This window comes from Acinetobacter sp. YH12219 (genome assembly GCF_013417875.1).
GTDB lineage: Bacteria > Pseudomonadota > Gammaproteobacteria > Pseudomonadales > Moraxellaceae > Acinetobacter > Acinetobacter amyesii.
In genome coordinates this window covers 156,586-175,011 of sequence record NZ_VPDC01000003.1, presented here as the reverse complement: position 1 = coordinate 175,011, position 18,426 = coordinate 156,586, and the positions used below count along the sequence as shown (strand labels likewise).

Genomic DNA, 18,426 nt, shown 5'->3' with positions numbered 1-18,426 from the left:
TTGATCATACGACAAGATGCATAAGCTGTCTTCGCATTTACAATGATTTATATATGGGCTCAGCGCATGTTGTTTTCAATCATCTTTATAGAATAATTTAAAGGCTGGCACATATTTTCGCCATGTTTAAGCAAAATAAATGCCTGAGTTGAGCACAGCTACTTCAATATGCAAATTTTATATCTACCTCAAATAAATAAAGCACCTATATACTAGAAAGAGAAAGTACAGGTGCTTAATCCATCTGTACGTTCAAATTATTGCGCTCAAACTTTCCTGCTTAAGACTTAGAGGATTATTGATTTTCGAAAATTAAATCGAGCGCGCTGTCATAGTCTGCAGCAAAGTAAAATTGAAATGCCGTGACTTTTGAGCTGAGGAATTGCTGAATTTCTTCCGTCGCACCCGCCACATAAATTTTTGATACTTGATGTTGCTGCGCCAGGCCCAGTAACTCGATCGTCTTTTCTAAAGTTTGATCATGCCCAATAATCAGCGCACCAACCGTACCCTGTGGCTGCTTATATAATTGCATGCGAGTGATATTGCTGTTTTTAAGTGCGTCTGACATGTGTATTCCATACAAAGAAAGGATAAAAAAGATCAAAACCTTAAGAAATTAAGCTGATATATACTGTCTATCAATTTCAGTAGATTCCGCTTTGTTTCAGTCCTGCAAGTTAAGATCATTAAAATTATAAGCTCAATATATACAAATATACTTTTCAAATCCAATCGCTTAGGTGATTCCTTCCAAAAGTACCTTAGCTCTCGAATTGTATCAATCTTCTAATTTGATTTGATTGCATACTTCTGTTTAAACCTTGCACCAAGATGTTTCTTTTTCAACAGTTTAAGCATTTTGAGAATGCATCTAGGATAAAAGGATTCATCATTATTATTTTGTTACCTTTAGATTAATATTTTATTTTCAATATCTTATCAAATAAATTTACAGTTTATCTGCTTTAAAATGTCTACTCAAAACATTTGAGCATGCGTTTTGCATCTACTTAATTGCCAAAAGCAAAATCATCAGGCTAAAACAAAAAGAGGTGCATTATGTTTATTAAAGAACACATCATCCGTATTGAAAATATGAAGACCCTGCAAGCGCTTGATGCTGCAAATATCGACCATCAAGTAATTGCAATGTTTATGACTTGCGAAGGGATTCCACTCAAAGCCTTTGAGGTCAGTTCATTACTTAACTCATATAGTGCATTAGGCACTAAAAAAGTCGCGTCTAAAAAAGTGCAAGCCTTAATACAAGCCAAACAAGTTGGAGAGGAGGACGAATCGATCCCATGCCCAGCCGCCTATTAATAATCCATTCTAACTAAAAGCTGCATCATCACTATGCAGCTTTTTTTATTTGTCGACTTCTCGCCTGAGCTGCTGCAACTGAAATTGCAAACCCGTCTTTAAACAGAGATGTGTATAATCAATTTAACCTTTCAAGAAACGCTGGCAACATGTTCAATATTCTACGCAAACAAATGGATGAAAGTACGCAATGCCCATTGTGTCGTGCATCTATGTATTGGGTAGATGCTGAAAAATTAGATGAGCAAGAATTTAATTTTTACCAGTGTAGCCACTGTCATCATCAAATATTTCCAGAACAGCAATACAACTGTCATTGTGAAAACTGTCAGGCCGCGCGAAAAAAACTACTGAAAGAAACCCGCTTACAAGAACAGCGTAAACTCAAAAATAAAGATATCGTTGAACGTGAATTAAGTGAACTGAGTTTTTTACAGAAACTCTTTTTGTTGGCTTTATTGGATAATCACGTCCAAGAACATACGGCACATCAAGAATTTATCGACTGGGACGCTATTAAATACCACAACATCAGCCCGAATTATCTCTTCCAACAATCACTCAAAAAGCATCTCGTGCATGAGCAAATTTTGATTGTGAAAGATGATGCACTACAAGCTGAACAGTATTATATCAATGTCCGTTTGGATGGATATTCAGAGCCCAGCCTTTTTAGCGTAGCACAGCAACTGCGCCATTGGTTTTATGAAAATTTAGCTCTGGGTCTTCCTTTTAAAAGTGCTGACGAAGTGAAAGAGTGCTTGTATCTCCTACTTTTCCAAGAAATTGTGCAATTCATGCAGTTTTACTGTAAGACATGGGGTATTCAAATTGCAGGGAATAAAAGCTTTCAAGTGTTCTGTTATCGCCTACTCGACCATCTAGCGGTTGGGCAGATTTACTATATGATTCAGTCAGCACTCGAATACCTACACAAACAAAAAGCTCTGCAAGTACGTAATGAAAACTTCATTAATACTAATCTGTTAAAAAAGACCTTACAGCAATACCGTGAACGTGGCTTACAGGAAAAATGGGAAACCTTTACCCTCCCTCGTCCGCCACAATTACCGTTTAGTAAAATGAGTGAAATTTTGCTCTTTAACTTTTTAGGACTCGATGAAAGTATCTTTGTGCAACCGATACGCCATGCTTGGAAAAAAATCGAACCTCGATTAAATTTTTATTCCACAAAGCGCTGCATGTACTGTGGTTCACAAGAGCTCTCTGTCGATTATGATGCCGCAGATTATGTGACCCTGTTCTGCCGTAATTGTAAACATCAAGACCATTACTTCACCCGCTAAGGGAGAAAACGATGAATCAATCTGAAAATTTCGAAACGACCATGAACAGTGAATTAACTGACTTAAATAGCCCGCTTTTACAAAGCGTCATTAATGCGTGGATTGAACTTCAATCCAAACAACCTTTGGTGCATATCCTCACCAATGCAGTTGCGAGCAATTATGTCGCCAATGTCCTTTTAGCTGCGGGTGCTTCTCCTGCAATGATTGATAATCCCTTTGAAGCCGAAAGCTTTGCCTCTATTGCCAGTGCATTGAATATCAATTTAGGTACGCCAACGTCTGAACAAATGCAGGCCATGCAAATTGCTGCACAAACAGCACAAAATTTAAATAAACCTTGGGTGCTTGACCCTGTCGGTTATGGCCCCGTTTTGCCGTGGCGATCTGAAATGGTTGATCAATTACTCCAGTACAAGCCAAGCATAATCCGTGGCAATGCATCAGAAATCAGTGGTCTTGCAGGGAATCAAGGTGAATCACGCGGTGTCGATAGCACGCTAAATAGTGCCGAGATTTATTTAAATGCCGTACCCTTATTAGAACACTGTGAATGTGTGGCAATTTCAGGCGAATCAGATTTCATCTTGTCGAAAGAAATGAATGCGGTGATACAAATTAATGGTGGATCTTACTTACAACCCAAAGTAACGGCTTCTGGCTGCGCTTTAGGTGCGTTAACAGCAGCGTATTGCGCCGTGAGTGAAACACTAACTGCCGGTACAGTCGCAGCGCATTTGCACTTTGCGATTGCGGGTCAAAAAGCCTATGAACTTAGCTCAAGTGTCGGCAGTTTTAATGTTGCATTTTTAGATGAAATTTATAATCTCAATGAAGACGATTTCAATCAACTTGCCAACATGCAAATTTATGCACTATGAAGCTATGATAACTTGAGGAAAACAAAACAGCTTGAGTAAAGCACTCAAGCTGTTCAGGGTTTCATGCTGTTTTTGAATAATTAGAACGCGTCAAAAAGTTTAATGTGCCGTACTGTCACTTGCAGCATTGGCATCAAACATTTCTGAATCTTCGATCGTTTCTGTTGGATTACTCAAAATCATGTCGAGGTCATAGTCCCCCGCATAAACAATATTTTTGATTTTTGAACAGTCGCCATCACTCATTTCATAATTTAAGACTTTGGCTTCATCACCAATTTTAAACTCAGCACGAACGACGTTTTTATTTTCATCAAAACTCAGTTTAGGCTGAACACCTTTTTTCGAATCTTGCTGCGGATCTTGGCTATCCGTGAAAATATCAAAATCCACATTACACGCTTGTTGCGACTGCTTACAGTTAATTTCTGCTTGCATACGTTCCGCTAACGATGGCTCAAAATAGGCAGTAAGTTGATCTTTACTCAAAGCATGCAATTTCAACTCTTGATCATAAATTTGTTTGACCAGTTTTTCGGGGGCAACACATTTCTGCGATTGCTCCTGTACTTTTTGCTCTGCTGGCTGACAAGCCGTTAAAAAGATCGCCGCGCCGAAACCGAATAATCGATATATCGTCATTTGTCGCATAACACATCCATGTCCATCATTAAACTGCCCGCCCAACTGCCAGATTCATACTTGCTTCAAAAATAGTTGAAACATTTAATTTACAAATACACATTAAACCCATGCCATCAAAATAATCTGGCACGTGCTGCATAAAAAATTGAACATGTTCATCAGATTTGTTCCGTAGCCGAACCAACTGCTCAGGCGTCACCTTCGGTAAATCACAACGATGAACAAAAATATCCTCAGCCCGATGCTGCACATCATGCAGACGGATTTTATAACTATTTAAAACATCCACATACTCAGTGGGCATCGGGATACCGTGCCTTGGATAAAACTTAACAGAGCGCGAAGCAAATAATGTATATACCTTTGGTTGTGCCAATGTAGCCACAAACCACATCGGAATCGCTGGAAATCGAATCTGATGCTGCATCGCCACTTTAATCGCCGAATTTAAGGTCAGGTTTTTTCGACGATAATCAACCAATACCCCTGCCCGTGAATTAAAAATAAAAATCGGTCGATTGTTATGCATAATTTTTAATATACGCACAATGTTTTGCCCGATCAGTTTATCTTGCTCAAAATACTGAATAATTGGTAATGCGACAATATCGGGGTCGTGCATGTATTGATAGAGTTGCTCAATTTTCGAAGTCGGGAAAATACATTGATCAAACTCCCAGAGCCGTTGAAACAACTCATGTTTTTCTTCAGTCGTGAGTTTACTAAAATCAATGATATTCTCAGTGATCGCCATACCAACACCCATTTTTTTAATGGATTAACTTTGAATTTCTTCAAAGTACCTAGTTATAAAGTTTTCAAAAACGATATTTAAAATGAAATAAAATTATTAATAGATCATCTATGATGATTAAAACCCCGAGTTAAAAATGAATCGCTATTTAACCTCATGCTTTTTTAAAACCAACCCTATCAATATTTTTTACTTTTGAACCGTTTTAGCCCTCTAAAAGCTCAAAAGTTGCAGCGTTTTTTGACTGTTACATCATGTAAATATAATACGTTTTAACATCGTGAATTACAGCCCCCTTGGATAGGATTTCTTATACTTTCTAGTCATACAAAAAAGACAGCTTCGAAAAGCTGTCTTTGAGTTATTTTAAAATTTAAGCATTAAGCTTGGTAATAGATATCAACTGTTTTAATGCGGTTTTCATCCATTGCCGTAACTTTAAATTGGATGCCTTTAAAATCAACCACAGTACCCACTTCTACATTGCCGTGGGTCTGATCTAAAATAAGGCCTGAAACACTGATATAACCATCATCTTCTTCGATCAAGTCCAGCATTTCCAATTCAAGTTCTAACTGATACAGATCGAGCATGCCTGAAGCTTTCCAATGTTCATCATCGATTTTAATCAAATCAAGTTGTTCATCCGCATCAGGGAATTCACCAGCAATCGCTTCAAACACATCGAGTGGTGAAATCAGACCTTGTACCGCACCAAATTCATCCGTAACCAGTACCAAAGAACCTTTAGAAGTCCGCAAGGTATTAATCGCATCAATCACCTTCATCTTTTGGAAAATAAAGATCGGACGATGACGTTTAATCAATGCTTTTAGATCATCTTCGCTATCTAGAACATCAATAAGTTCTTTCGCGCGGACAATACTAATGACTTTATCCAAGCTACCACGACACACAGGGAATAAACTGTGCGGTACTGAAAGGACTTGCTCACGAATTTGCTCAGGTGTGTCATTTAAATCCACCCAAGAAATTTGATTACGAGGAGTCATGATCGACGCAACTGAACGCTCTGCAAGCGTCAATACACCACCAATCATGTAACGCTCTTCGTCTGCAAAGGTTTCTTGCGCTTGATTACCGACTTGATCGGCTTCTAAGCGTCCACCCATCAGCTTTAAAATACTGTCCGCAGTACGATGACGTAATGGAATTTTCGCTTCGTGTTTTTGAGCATTACGCTGACTAAATTGGTTAAAGGCTTCGATGATAATCGCAACACCAATACCTGAGTAGATATAGCCTTTCGGAATGTGGAAACCAAAACCTTCTGCAATCAAACTAATACCGATAAGCAATAAGAAGCTTAAGCATAGGATCACGACGGTCGGATGTCGGTTCACAAAAGCCGTTAACGGTTTAGATGCAAGTAACATCACTGCCATTGCCACAATCATTGCAGCCATCATGACAAAAATGTTGTCGACCATACCGATTGCTGTAATAACAGAATCCAGAGAGAAAACTGCATCTAAGACAACAATTTGCGCCACGACTGCCGTAAAGCTCGCATAAGCCACTTTTGTTGTCACTTGAACTTCTGGTTTACCTTCTAATTTCTCATGCAGCTCTGTGACCGCCTTATAGACTAAGAACAATCCACCGAACAATAAAATGAGATCTCGACCAGAGAATGTCCAATTAAAAACGGTAATCAGGGGCTTTGTTAATGTGACCAACCAAGAGATTGCAAATAACAATCCTAATCGCATAAATAATGCGAGTGAAAGACCAAGTACGCGGGCTTTATCACGTTGTTCTGGAGGGAGTTTTTCTGCCAAAATGGCAATAAAGACTAGGTTATCAATACCTAGTACAATTTCTAAAATAATTAATGTAAGTAAACCAACCCAGATTCCGGGATCTAACAAAAATTCCATTAGCTCTCTTCCTCATTCTGGATTGTAAGAATATCTTCAATCAGACCAACGCACGGCGACGGATCCATAAATTTAACCTGTGTAACTAGAGACCATTCCATTATGCACAATCTTGCGCATTTGTAATGTATTCAAGCATATTTTTTCTCATCAACTATATGACAAAATGTTAAGAAACGCTGAATGCATTACAAATCGAATGGGCGATATAAAATACACATCTAGATGTTAAAACCTACTTTTTGAGATCTCCTCTTCCACTTTAAAAAAAGTATGAATTCACCTGACTTTTAATTAAATGTGATTAACGACGTTGTAATAGATTGTATGACAAATCTAATGAATTATTTATTTCAACCTTTTGGTAAAATATATTAATATTCAATTTGAATTAAAAACTTATTTATTTTCACTACACTATCTCTCTATAGCAAAAATTACTTTTATTCTTTTTTAATCGCTTGGACAGAATATCAATATAATCTATTAAGATAATCTAAAAATGAGATATCTTCTACTTTCTATTTTTTTATTGTGAACTCTTGCTATTACCCTCTATTTTTCAATAGAATGTTAAAACATTAAATAAAATTAAAACAAATATTCAGGGGACTCCTTTATGACAAAAAAGTATTCAAAATTTTTACCATCCACCGATGACTTTAGCTTAGAAAATTTTCCTTTCTACTGGGTCACTCAGGTTCATGCTCAATACGTTTTAAACGTTGACCATGCGTTGAAAAAATATGGTGTTGATAATTCACGTCGCCGTATCCTTCTCGCACTCAAGTCTAAGCCACATGCGAGCGTTTCGGATTTATCTGAAATGGTCGTGTCTAAAATGTCGACGACAACCAAAATTGTTTATCGCTTAAAAGATGAAGGCTTAGTAGATACCTATTCTTGTGAAGATGATGCGCGTATTACCCGCGTCGTGTTAACCGATAAAGGCACTGCAATGACGCAGAAGATTAACGATCTAACGAATGTCGTTCTCGAGCAATCTTTTGAAGGCTTAACACCGCTACAAATTGAAAAAACCATGGAAAGCTTAAAGCACATCTTCAAAAACTTAGCGCGCTAAGCATTCTGCATCACCGAAGTATTAATCGAAAAAGTTCAGTTGGGGACTGATTTTTTCGATTTTTATTTTAGGTGCATGCGCGCATTCAAATTCATCAACGGGAAAACCCTGTACAAAACTTTGGATATTGGGTGATTTCCAGCTTAACCATTCCTCTAATCGCGCATGCGGAATCACAATCACCGAGCGTTTTATATTTCCTGGCTCATGAAAGTGTTTCATCATTTCATGATCGATAGCATCCATCGTAATCATGGTTGCAGAACGTACAATCTCATCACCTTGCCGACAAATGTCATATAAGGCAGCGATATAAAACGCTTCTCCATCTTTGCGTTTAACACTCCAACGCTGCGGTTTATTGTCGATATACATAGACTCATAAAATTCAGACACTGGAATTACGCCAAACTTACATTTTGAGATCGCATTGATAAAAGACGGCTTTTGATACAAAGTTTCATTTCGGGCATTATAGGTTTTTAGTGCAATAGATTTGTCTTCGGCCCATTTAGGCACCATGCCAAAACCCACTTTTCGCCACTCTAGCCCTTGCTCAGACTTAAAGAGCAGCGGCAAATCATAATTTGGATAGACTTCCTCAGGATATTCAAAACTGATTTCAGGCAAGTTTTGCGACTTTAATTGCGCTAAGGTAATCGGTTTGAAATTGGCACACATATTTGCCATAATCCGCAAAAATTCAATCTTTATAATAAATGAAAAATCTAGACCGAAGTCGCTTTATCGTTTTAATTCTCAGTTTAAGTCTATATCCAACTGCAAAGCAGCAAAAGTTTCTGTACATACCGTTTCATTTCTACCTTTTAGTCTCGACGCGCTCTATCTCAATGAATATCCATTTAAACAAAGCCTGATCAATGAAATCGAGATCCCTGCAGGCAAATACCGCATTCAATATAAGCATTTTCGCAATCAGCAAATGATCAGTACACATCATTGGGTCACGGTCAAAAATCTTCCCAACACCCAAGAGCAGCAATTCTCATTAGTCATCCTGCCCTATGGTGAAATGATCAATGTCTCTGACTTTAAAATTACATCTCCAGAAATGTTTCCTGAAATCCGTTTTGCAAAACATGCTCAAAATAGTTATCGCTTGATGCAAAATCAGCAAAGACAACGAGATCAATTTGGCGTGATTCTTCCTGACGCAGATGAAGCCCACACGACAGAATTAGAAGATCAATTTGACTGGTTTACAGTGAACGCAGATGAAGGCCGTGTCAGGACAGATTGTACAGGCACTTTTAAGATCAATCCTCTGGATGCGCTCCCCTATTTCACCACTGCAAATTCAGCTATTCAGTTTAATTATCAACAAGGAAAACAAAAACATAATGCATATTTAGCGTTTAGTGATAACAATCCGGTTATTCCAATCGAAGATCGAACAATTCATGAGGCAACGGATTACAAAAATGGCTTGAAGTTTGATGTGTATATTAACAATATCCAAAAAATGAAAACCGAGACTATTTCTTCTAATTATTCAATCTACAATTATAAAGTGCAGGTAAAGCTGTATATAACGACCTTGCAACGTAAGCCTATGCTGTTGATGAATCAGCAAATGTACTATCAGAATAATTGTTCAAGTCAGGATATTGGCGCTTTTCTGTATTACAAAACACGTTGGAGTCGTTTTTGGGACTATATACTTCCTGATATTTCATGGAAATAAACTAGAGAGGTCCTGCTCCTGCGCAACAGAACCTGTTGTGAAGTCTATTGCACAAGATAAAATAGACTTCATTTTGTGTATTTTAAGCGGGGAAAGTCTGCCAATGGGTGCGGGTAAATTCCTCAAATATCCACTCACCATTAAAACGGCCAAGGCCTGAATTACGTTCACCACCAAAGGGTGCATTAGAATGATCCGCCACACTGATGCCATTGATATGCGTCATGCCTATATCGAGTTTGGCAGCAAACTCTCCGCCGCGCGCTAAGTTTGACGTACATACCGCACTCGATAAACCAAATCGGGTTGAATTCGCCAATTCTAGTGCATGTGCTTCATCTCGCGCTTTTAAAATCGGCAAGATTGGCCCAAAGTTTTCTTCCAATGCAATATCAGCGTGTGCATCCACATGGGTGAAAATATGCGGTGCAACCAATTGACCTTCAATACCCCCCGCGTAGGCTAAAATTGCATCTTGCTGAATGGCATTTTGAATAATAGTTTTTAATTTATCGATTTGCGACTTATTGATAATGGGCCCTATCAGGGTTTCAGCATCATTCGGATCACCGACCACAATGCTTTTTACCCGTTTAATTAATTTTTCAACATAAGCATCGTGCAAGGATTCATCCACAATCACTCGATTGGTACTCATGCAAATTTGTCCTTGATGCAAAAAACGCCCCATCACGGTCAGTTCAACGGCTAAATTTAAATCTGCATCATCTAAAATGACCAAAGGCGCATTGCCGCCAAGTTCCAGCGCTAAACGCTTAATCCGTGAACTTCCTAGCGCTTTCACCCCCACCTGTTGACCCACTTCAGTTGAACCTGTAAATGAAATCAATTTAGGTACAGGATGCTCTACAAAATAGTCGCCAATTTCACTGCCGCTGCCTGCAACGACATTTAACACACCATGCGGTAAACCCGCTTCTTCAAATAACTTTCCGAGCAACGTTCCACCTGTGACTGGCGTGTCACTTGCAGGCTTCAGCACCACACTATTGCCGCAAGCAATCGCAGTCACCACAGAACGTATCGACAAATGAAATGGAAAATTCCAAGGGCTAATCACTGCTATGACTCCCAAGGGTTTGCGCAGTACAAAACTCTTGCGGCTAGGGTCTTTACTCTCTAGCTTCATAGTTTGCATTTTTTCAGGAAAACACAACGATTCTTGGATAATGCCGAGCGCAGCATCAACTTCAATATTGGCTTTTAAACGTGTACTCCCAGATTCATCTATCAGCCATTGAATAATTTCTTCTCTGCGTTGCTGAATGGTTTGAGCTAATTTGTTGATAACTTGCTGACGTACTTTAATAGACTTGGTCATTTCTAATTTAAAGGCAGCTTCTGCCGCACTATAAGCACTGTCTACATCGACACTGCTGGCTGCCTGCAATTCAAAAATCTCTGCTTGGCTAAAAGGATTGATATTTTTGATGTGGCGGGTTGACGTCCCTGCCCGCCACTGCCCACCAATATATTGCAAATCTAATGCGGTATATGTTGACATCGCTTCTATCCCATTTTTATCATTCATTCCAATGTAAAGGCTTCAGCATCGAAAAGCTATGAGAAAAACAGGATGAAACTTTAAGAAATAATTTCGGGTGCAGCCCTTTAATCTAAACCGGCTGATGAATCTGCCGCATCGCTTTATAGATTCGCCAATAAATATAACAGCTAATAATGACTTCAAAACTCAGGTCTTTAACTGTGGTGAGTTGCTCAAGTGCAGCCTCCTCCATGTTTAGGGTCAACATAGGTAACAGCCCTTCGACAACAACAGCGATCAAGATAAAGAGGACTAAACTCTGAATCGTTACGGGCAAATACAATGCAATAAAGCGCTTTAAAAAATCTCGGCCTTGCTCGCCGCCATTGGCTTTAAATATGGCATTTACCCAGCTAATCAGCAGACCAACTTGTAAAACAAACGAAGCCCAAGCTTCTGTAGGTTTGGATTCTGGGGTTAAGGTCAGTGCTAAGTAGCTAAAGAAAATCAATATTGAACTGGCAATATAATAGTTTTTATAATGGCTTTCAGAGACTTTATTCAGTCTTATATCATCCACTAACCGATTTACATTCCATAAATACATGGAGTTTCCTTTTCATTTTTTATGTCGACATTCTAACTTTCTCAAGCAATAAAAAAAGCCTCCGAAGAGGCTTTTTTTGATTTACAGATTAGTCACCTGTATAACCTTTTAATTTTAAACGGTAAGCATGAAGAAGCGGCTCTGTATAACCAGAAGGCTGCTCGCCACCTTTGAATACTAGGTCATATGCAGCTTTGTATGCATAGCCATCAAAGCTTGGTGCCATTGGTGTGTAAAGTGGATCGTTGGCATTTTGCTCGTCCACAACTTTCGCCATGCGCTTAAATACTTCTTCAACTTGCTCAGCAGTTACGATACCGTGACGTAACCAGTTTGCAACGTGTTGAGAAGAAATACGTAAAGTTGCACGGTCTTCCATCAAACCAACGTTGTTGATGTCTAGAACTTTTGAACAACCTACACCCAAATCAACCCAACGAACTACATAACCCAAGATACCTTGAAGGTTATTTTCGAGCTCTTTGGTTTTCTCTTCTTCAGACCAGTTTGTATCTGTCGCTAAAGGCGGTGTTAACAAGTCATCTAAAGATAGCGGTTGAGTATTCAACAACTCTTTTTGACGCTCAGAAACATTGCACTGATGGTAATGGATCGCGTGAATAACAGCGCCAGATGGAGACGGAACCCATGCACAGCTTGCGCCAGCTTCTGGATGCTCAATTTTAGTTTTGTACATATCAAGCAACATATCTGGTTTTGGCCACATGCCTTTACCGATTTGCGCTTTACCACGTAAACCTGCTTGAAGACCGATCATCACGTTACGGTTTTCATATGCAGGGAACCAGATTTGAGACTTCACTTCGCCTTTACGAACGAATGGACCTGCTTCCATGAAAGTATGGATTTCATCACCCGTACGGTCCATGAAACCTGTATTAATAAAGATCGTACGATCTTTCGCTTGCGCGATACAGTTTTTCAAGTTCACAGAAGTACGACGTTCTTCGTCCATGATACCGATTTTCAAAGTCTTCGCAGGTAGACCAAGCGCTTGTTCAGCACGCTCAAATAATTCAACTGCAAATGCAACTTCTTCTGGACCGTGCATTTTTGGCTTAACGATATACATAGAACCTTTACGAGAGTTCTTGTTTTCGTTTTCGCCTTTAATATCTGCAAACGTCAATAACGGTGTGATCAATGCATCCATGATGCCTTCGTAGATTTCAGCACCATCTACAAGGATCGCAGGGTTTGTCATCAAATGACCTACGTTACGAAGCAACATCAATGAACGACCGTGAAGCGTAGTTTCACCACCGATTAAATTTTTGTGCGTACGATCTTTATTTAATGTACGAGTAACAGTTTTACCATTTTTCTCGATAGACTCAGAAAGTGTACCTTTCATTAAGCCTAACCAGTTACGGTAGCCTTCAACTTTCTCTTCAGCATCAACTGCAGCAATTGAGTCTTCCAAGTCTTGAATGGTCGTTACCGCAGCTTCAAGTACTAAATCTTTAACGCCAGCAGCATCTGTTGAACCAATTGGGCTCGTCGCATCAACTTCAATGATTACATGTAAGCCATTGTTTAAAAGTACGATTTCAGTTGGTGCAGCTTCGTCACCATTAAAACCAACAAACTGAGCTTCTTTCGCTAAAGTTGCAGTTGAACCGTCTTTTAGGCTTACAACTAACTTTTTGCCTTCTACCGCATATTTAGTTGCATCTGCATGCGAACCATTAGCTAGCGGGAAAGTTTCATTTAAGAAGTTTTTAGCAAATTCGATAACTTTTGCGCCACGAGCTGGGTTATAGCCCTTACCTTTTTCCGCGCCGCCTTCTTCAGGGATCACGTCAAAACCGTAAAGAGCATCGTAGAGTGAACCCCAACGTGCGTTCGCAGCGTTTAAGCAGTAACGTGCATTACGCACAGGTACTACCAATTGCGCACCAGCCAATAATGCGATTTCTTCGTCTACATTTTCTGTGCTGATTTGGAAATCTTCTACTTCTGGTAATAAGTAGCCAATTTCAGTAAGGAAAGCTTTGTAAGCTTCGAGTTCAAATTTGTTGTTGCGGTGCCATTCATCAATTTTAGCTTGAATGTCGTCACGCTTAGCCAATAGTGCTTTGTTCTTTGGGCTAAGATCGACAACGACTTGTTCAAAGTTTTTCCAGTAAGTTTCACTGTCTAAACCTGAACCCGGTAGTGCTTCATTTTCGATGAAATCGTAAAGTTCTTTAGCAATCGCTAACTTGCCTTTTTGAATACGTGCAGTCATTGTCTTTCCTGATATTGCTATTTTTTATAACAAGAGATTCTAGTATACCCATTTATACTTTGCTGAATAGTACTATCACATTCCTAAATAATGATCATTTTCTATGTAATGAAATACCCTCATCATTCAACATAATAAAGATCAGAAATACGACGTCATCATCAGCCTGAATACCTTTTTACAGTGTATAAAGTTTTTGAAATGTCGAAATTAGACTTAAGTGCAGAATTTTGTTCTAAAACTGAACAAATAGACCCAAGCGTCAAACAAACTCACTCGATTAAGCCATGAAATGCTGACAATGTCGATGCTACAACTTCAACCAATCAGTTTAAATTTAACGCTTTTATCGATGAATTATTAAACAACCCTACTTCTTATTTAATGATGCTTTTATCTTGAGACTTCGCTTTAACTTCTATTGTTCGTTCCACAGCTTTTCTTAATTTATACATGTTATCTAAAACTAAAAATCAAAAAAAAAGAACGCCATCAAGACGTTCTTTTTTCATTCCAACAGAAACGCTTAATTTTCTGCGGTAGATTCTGGTGCATTGATTTGACGGTGAGAGGTATGTAGATAATCATCAGATTGCATTTCCAATAAGCGCGAACGTGTACGCTCAATTTCAAATGCCAATTTTTCACCTTGATATAATTCAATAATCGTATCTTCTGAAGTAAGCAACAACTTCACCCCACGGTCATAAAATTCATCAACCAAGTAGATAAAACGACGTGTCCCTTCAGACAAATAATCGGTCATGTGCGGCACATTACTTACCAAGACCGTATTATAAATATTGGCAATTTCAATAAAGTCCGCTGGACTACGTGGTTTTAGGCAAAGCTCAGAATATTCACACCACAGTACATCTTCCGTATGACCAATGGTTTCTACAATACGCTGATTAATAATAATTGGCTCTTGTGAAACCGTTTGGGTTTGCGTTAATGCTGTAAAACGCTGTGCCATCCACAACTTATGTTCATGTGTTAAAGGCGACTTAAACAACTGCGCTTGTTTCAATACACGTAAACGATAGTCTACGCCTGAGTCTACATTTAAAATCACACAGTTCTTTTTTACCATTTCGATGGTTGGGATAAAACGGTCACGGTGGATCCCGTTTTTATATAAACCATCTGGTGCGATGTTAGATGTTGCAACAAGGGTGATCCCACGCGTAAATAATTTTTGGAATAGATCACTCAAAATCATTGCATCCGTGACATTGGATACAAAGAATTCATCAAAGCAGATCACGACTGCTTCTTTATAAATTTGGTCGGCAACAAGGTCTAGTGGATTACGCTGACCTGAAAGCTTATTTAATTCACGGTGTACGTACTGCATAAAGTGATGGAAATGCATACGAGTTTTGCGTCGAAATGGCACAGAATCATAAAACTGATCCATCAGCCACGTTTTACCACGTCCTACACCGCCCCACATATACACCCCTTTCGGTGCAGTTTGACGACGGAAACGACGAAACGCTTTTTTAGAAGCCTTAAAACGTTGGATTAATTCTTGCCAAACTCGATCCAACTCATGCACCGCTTGCGCCTGTTCCTGATCTGGTAAAAACTGACCAGATGCTAAGGCTTGAGCATAACGCTCAGCCGGTGAAATCGGAGTAAATGCGGTGTTGTGTGGTGACTGAAAATCTGACATATCATTAAATACTTTTTTGGGCTAAATGAATTATAACGAAGAATAAACTCGAAGATATAACACTTTGGCAGTAAAGCGCATTGGCTATTTATTATATTGTCTCGGACTATGCCCAAACCAACGTTTAAACGCATGATTAAACGCCGCAGGTTCTGAATAGCCCAGCAATTCTGCAATCATTTCAATTGAATATTCATTATATTCAATCATACGGAGTGCTTTATCTTTAATAATATCTTCACGAATTTGCTTATAACTGGTATTTAACTGTTGCAGTTGATGACGCAAAGTTCTTTCAGGCAAGTTCAACGCTTGAGCAGTTGCTGCCATACTTGGCATCGCACCACTTTGTAATTCCAAATAATCTTGCACACGTTGAACCAATGATGGCGCATCTTCATCGGCGCTTAAACGTTCTAACTCCGCAATACATTTCGACTCATATAATCGAAAAGTAATAATATCTGCGGAAGGGATCCGAATATCTAAAACATCTTCATCGAACCAAAATGCCGCAAATGGCGCACCAAATCGAACTTGAGAGCCATAATAATCAGTAAACATTTTTAATTTTTCGGGATCTTTGGGTTCAGCGAACGGCAAATCAATTTGAACTTGTGGCGTAGATAGCCCCATCATTTTGTACAGATCACGGATGAATTTATACGTTCCTGAAATCTCTGAATGCGCCAATAATGCACCCAGTGTCGCATATACATCTTGTGGTTGATAGCATAAAGCCACTTTATGCTGACTGATTTGCAAACTCAAACGCCCAGTTAGATGCGTCAACTGTTGAAAGCGAATTCCCTGATTTAAAGCTTGGCGTAAAGTATCACTGGTGACCAATAACATCAGCAACGGACCATAACCCGCCAACGTATAATGCTGACCAATAAATAACCCTTGCTCAGGTTCTACATCTTTACCAATGACTTTCAGTACATCCCACTCCAAACTCGGATGAATCACCGAAGTAGGATCGAGTGCATCGACACGCAGCCCGATAGTTTGCAAACGTTGATCGACATCTACGCCTGCTTTACGCATTCCTTGTACAAGATACATCAGGCTTAGAATGGATCGTTTCATAAATCGTAAAATGACATTAAATTTCTTCTTTTTTACTACAAATTTGCAATTATGAACATTGCCGTTTCGATCAATTTTTCTGTCACCTCAATCATATTGTTCTGGTTATGAACTCAAGTATGCTTAGTTTGTAATCTCGCTTGGAATTAAAAAAATGATGCAGGAAGCGCAAACAAAAACAGTGCAAACCCCAAAACCCAATTCTGAAATACATACACAAATCGCCATCATTGGCGGTGGTTTTGGTGGTATTGCTATGGCGATACGACTTTTACAACAAGGTAATCAAGATTTTCTGATCCTCGAAAAAGCCAATGATTTTGGTGGAACCTGGCGTGAAAACCGCTACCCTGGCGCTGCGTGTGATGTGCAATCACATATGTATTCGCTTTCTTTTGCACCCAAAAAAGATTGGTCAAAACGTTACGCCGAAGCGCCGGAAATATTTGACTATATCCAACACGTTACCCGTGAATATAATTTAAAACAGTTCTGCCGCTTTAACAGTGAAGTGCTTTCAAGCCACTACAATGAATCAACCTGCGACTGGCATTTAGAACTCAAAGATGGCGTTAAAATTACCGCTCAATATGTGATTTTTGCATCTGGCCCGTTACATGTCCCACAAATCCCACATATTCCAGGCATTGAAAAATTTAAGGGTAAAGTGTTCCATTCTTCGCAATGGGATCATCAATATCCATTAGCAGGTAAAAAGGTCGCATCGATTGGTACAGGCGGCAGTGCCATCCAATACATTCCAGAAATTGCACCACAAACACAGCAACTTTATGTTTTTCAACGTACCGCAGCTTGGGTCATTCCACGAGATGAACGTAGTTATCATGGTTTAGAAAAATCATTATTTAAAAAATATGATTGGTTTCGAAAAATTCACCGTGCTCGACTGTATTGGACCAACGAATCACGTGTCGTGCCAATTGTTAAGCCGACCACCATGAAGTATGCGCAAAAACTGGCTGAACTGTATATTAAATACCAAGTCAAAGATGCTGAACTCGCCAAGAAACTAACCCCAAACTACATCATGGGTTGTAAACGCATTTTAATTTCTAATAAATACTTTCCAACCTTTAATAGACCTAATGTGGAATTGGTCAGTGATGCAATACAAGAAATCACTGAAAATGCCATTATTACCAAAGATGGAAAATCCCGTGAAATTGACTGCTTAATCTATGGGACTGGCTTTATTACTGACCCACGTATTTATCTCAAGTCCTTTGAATGTATTGGTGAAAATGCTCAAGAACTCAAACAAGTTTGGCAAGCTGGCGCAGAAAGTTTTTATGGCATTTGCACCAAAGGCTTTCCAAATCTGTTCCAATTATTAGGCCCCAATACCGTACTTGCGCATAATTCAGTGGTATTTATGATTGAGGCACAAGTCGATTACATCTTACAAATGATGCAATTGGTTTCAAAATCTAATGTTCAAGCCATCGCTGTCAAAGATCAGGTGCAAGATCAATTTAACACTCATGTACAAGACATGCTTGATGGCACGGTATGGCAATCAGGCTGCGTGAGCTGGTATCAACAAAATGGCGGTAAAAATTTTGCACTGTGGCCAACTTATACATGGAAATATTGGCTCGCTACTCGAAAAATAAATCCAGCTGATTTTCGACTCCTAAGTAAAACAAAATCTAGTCATGCAGCTTAAG

At 39.1% G+C, this 18,426-nt stretch carries 16 protein-coding genes; 6 read left to right on the top strand and 10 right to left on the bottom strand.

Annotated elements, in window-relative coordinates; translation table 11 throughout:
• Window positions 1-295: 295 nt before the first annotated feature.
• Complete coding sequence (locus FTV04_RS03100) at window positions 296-571, bottom strand: hypothetical protein (RefSeq protein WP_180088585.1); 276 nt, start codon at window positions 569-571, stop codon at window positions 296-298.
• 491 nt (window positions 572-1,062) lie between these two features.
• Between FTV04_RS03100 and FTV04_RS03095 the strand changes: the two genes are divergently transcribed.
• The 3 genes from FTV04_RS03095 (at window position 1,063) to thiM (ending at window position 3,514) form a co-directional block, all read left to right on the top strand.
• Window positions 1,063-1,326, top strand: coding sequence for a hypothetical protein (locus tag FTV04_RS03095; protein ID WP_111885040.1), 264 nt, complete (start codon window positions 1,063-1,065; stop codon window positions 1,324-1,326).
• Between the two features lie 149 nt (window positions 1,327-1,475).
• A complete protein-coding gene (locus tag FTV04_RS03090) occupies window positions 1,476-2,633 on the top strand; it encodes a hypothetical protein (protein ID WP_180088583.1) in 1,158 nt (385 codons plus the stop codon).
• A gap of 11 nt (window positions 2,634-2,644) precedes the next feature.
• The gene (gene thiM / locus FTV04_RS03085) at window positions 2,645-3,514 is read left to right on the top strand and encodes a hydroxyethylthiazole kinase (protein WP_180074013.1); all 870 of its coding nucleotides are present in this window, start codon (window positions 2,645-2,647) and stop codon (window positions 3,512-3,514) included.
• Window positions 3,515-3,613: 99 nt separating this feature from the next.
• Here the strand turns inward: thiM and FTV04_RS03080 are convergent, their stop codons facing one another.
• The 3 genes from FTV04_RS03080 to FTV04_RS03070 form a co-directional block, all read right to left on the bottom strand.
• Window positions 3,614-4,165 (bottom strand): hypothetical protein, encoded by a 552-nt coding sequence (locus tag FTV04_RS03080; protein WP_180007324.1) that lies wholly within the window; start codon window positions 4,163-4,165, stop codon window positions 3,614-3,616.
• A gap of 19 nt (window positions 4,166-4,184) precedes the next feature.
• Window positions 4,185-4,913, bottom strand: coding sequence for a hypothetical protein (locus FTV04_RS03075; protein WP_180088581.1), 729 nt, complete (start codon window positions 4,911-4,913; stop codon window positions 4,185-4,187).
• Window positions 4,914-5,293: 380 nt separating this feature from the next.
• A complete protein-coding gene (locus FTV04_RS03070) occupies window positions 5,294-6,814 on the bottom strand; it encodes a transporter associated domain-containing protein (protein ID WP_180088579.1) in 1,521 nt (506 codons plus the stop codon).
• A gap of 619 nt (window positions 6,815-7,433) precedes the next feature.
• Between FTV04_RS03070 and FTV04_RS03065 the strand changes: the two genes are divergently transcribed.
• A complete protein-coding gene (locus FTV04_RS03065) occupies window positions 7,434-7,898 on the top strand; it encodes a MarR family winged helix-turn-helix transcriptional regulator (protein ID WP_180003047.1) in 465 nt (154 codons plus the stop codon).
• A gap of 21 nt (window positions 7,899-7,919) precedes the next feature.
• Here the strand turns inward: FTV04_RS03065 and FTV04_RS03060 are convergent, their stop codons facing one another.
• On the bottom strand, window positions 7,920-8,579 hold the full coding sequence (locus FTV04_RS03060) for an SOS response-associated peptidase family protein (protein ID WP_180007386.1): 660 nt from the start codon (window positions 8,577-8,579) through the stop codon (window positions 7,920-7,922).
• A 262-nt stretch (window positions 8,580-8,841) separates the two neighbouring features.
• Between FTV04_RS03060 and FTV04_RS03055 the strand changes: the two genes are divergently transcribed.
• On the top strand, window positions 8,842-9,603 hold the full coding sequence (locus FTV04_RS03055; protein WP_180088577.1) for a hypothetical protein: 762 nt from the start codon (window positions 8,842-8,844) through the stop codon (window positions 9,601-9,603).
• A gap of 82 nt (window positions 9,604-9,685) precedes the next feature.
• Here the strand turns inward: FTV04_RS03055 and FTV04_RS03050 are convergent, their stop codons facing one another.
• From FTV04_RS03050 to FTV04_RS03030, 5 genes are all read right to left on the bottom strand, one after another.
• Complete coding sequence (locus FTV04_RS03050) at window positions 9,686-11,128, bottom strand: aldehyde dehydrogenase family protein (RefSeq protein ID WP_180088575.1); 1,443 nt, start codon at window positions 11,126-11,128, stop codon at window positions 9,686-9,688.
• 112 nt (window positions 11,129-11,240) lie between these two features.
• A complete protein-coding gene (locus tag FTV04_RS03045; protein WP_180088573.1) occupies window positions 11,241-11,717 on the bottom strand; it encodes a hypothetical protein in 477 nt (158 codons plus the stop codon).
• A gap of 88 nt (window positions 11,718-11,805) precedes the next feature.
• Window positions 11,806-13,968 carry a malate synthase G gene (locus FTV04_RS03040; protein ID WP_180088571.1) on the bottom strand — a complete coding sequence of 721 codons (2,163 nt, stop codon included), beginning with the start codon at window positions 13,966-13,968 and terminating at the stop codon, window positions 11,806-11,808.
• Between the two features lie 526 nt (window positions 13,969-14,494).
• The gene (zapE, locus tag FTV04_RS03035) at window positions 14,495-15,646 is read right to left on the bottom strand and encodes a cell division protein ZapE (RefSeq protein WP_111885050.1); all 1,152 of its coding nucleotides are present in this window, start codon (window positions 15,644-15,646) and stop codon (window positions 14,495-14,497) included.
• 84 nt (window positions 15,647-15,730) lie between these two features.
• On the bottom strand, window positions 15,731-16,738 hold the full coding sequence (locus FTV04_RS03030; RefSeq protein WP_180007330.1) for an AraC family transcriptional regulator: 1,008 nt from the start codon (window positions 16,736-16,738) through the stop codon (window positions 15,731-15,733).
• Window positions 16,739-16,895: 157 nt separating this feature from the next.
• Between FTV04_RS03030 and FTV04_RS03025 the strand changes: the two genes are divergently transcribed.
• Window positions 16,896-18,425 carry an NAD(P)/FAD-dependent oxidoreductase gene (locus FTV04_RS03025; protein WP_180088635.1) on the top strand — a complete coding sequence of 510 codons (1,530 nt, stop codon included), beginning with the start codon at window positions 16,896-16,898 and terminating at the stop codon, window positions 18,423-18,425.
• The last annotated feature ends 1 nt before the right edge of the window (window position 18,426 follow it).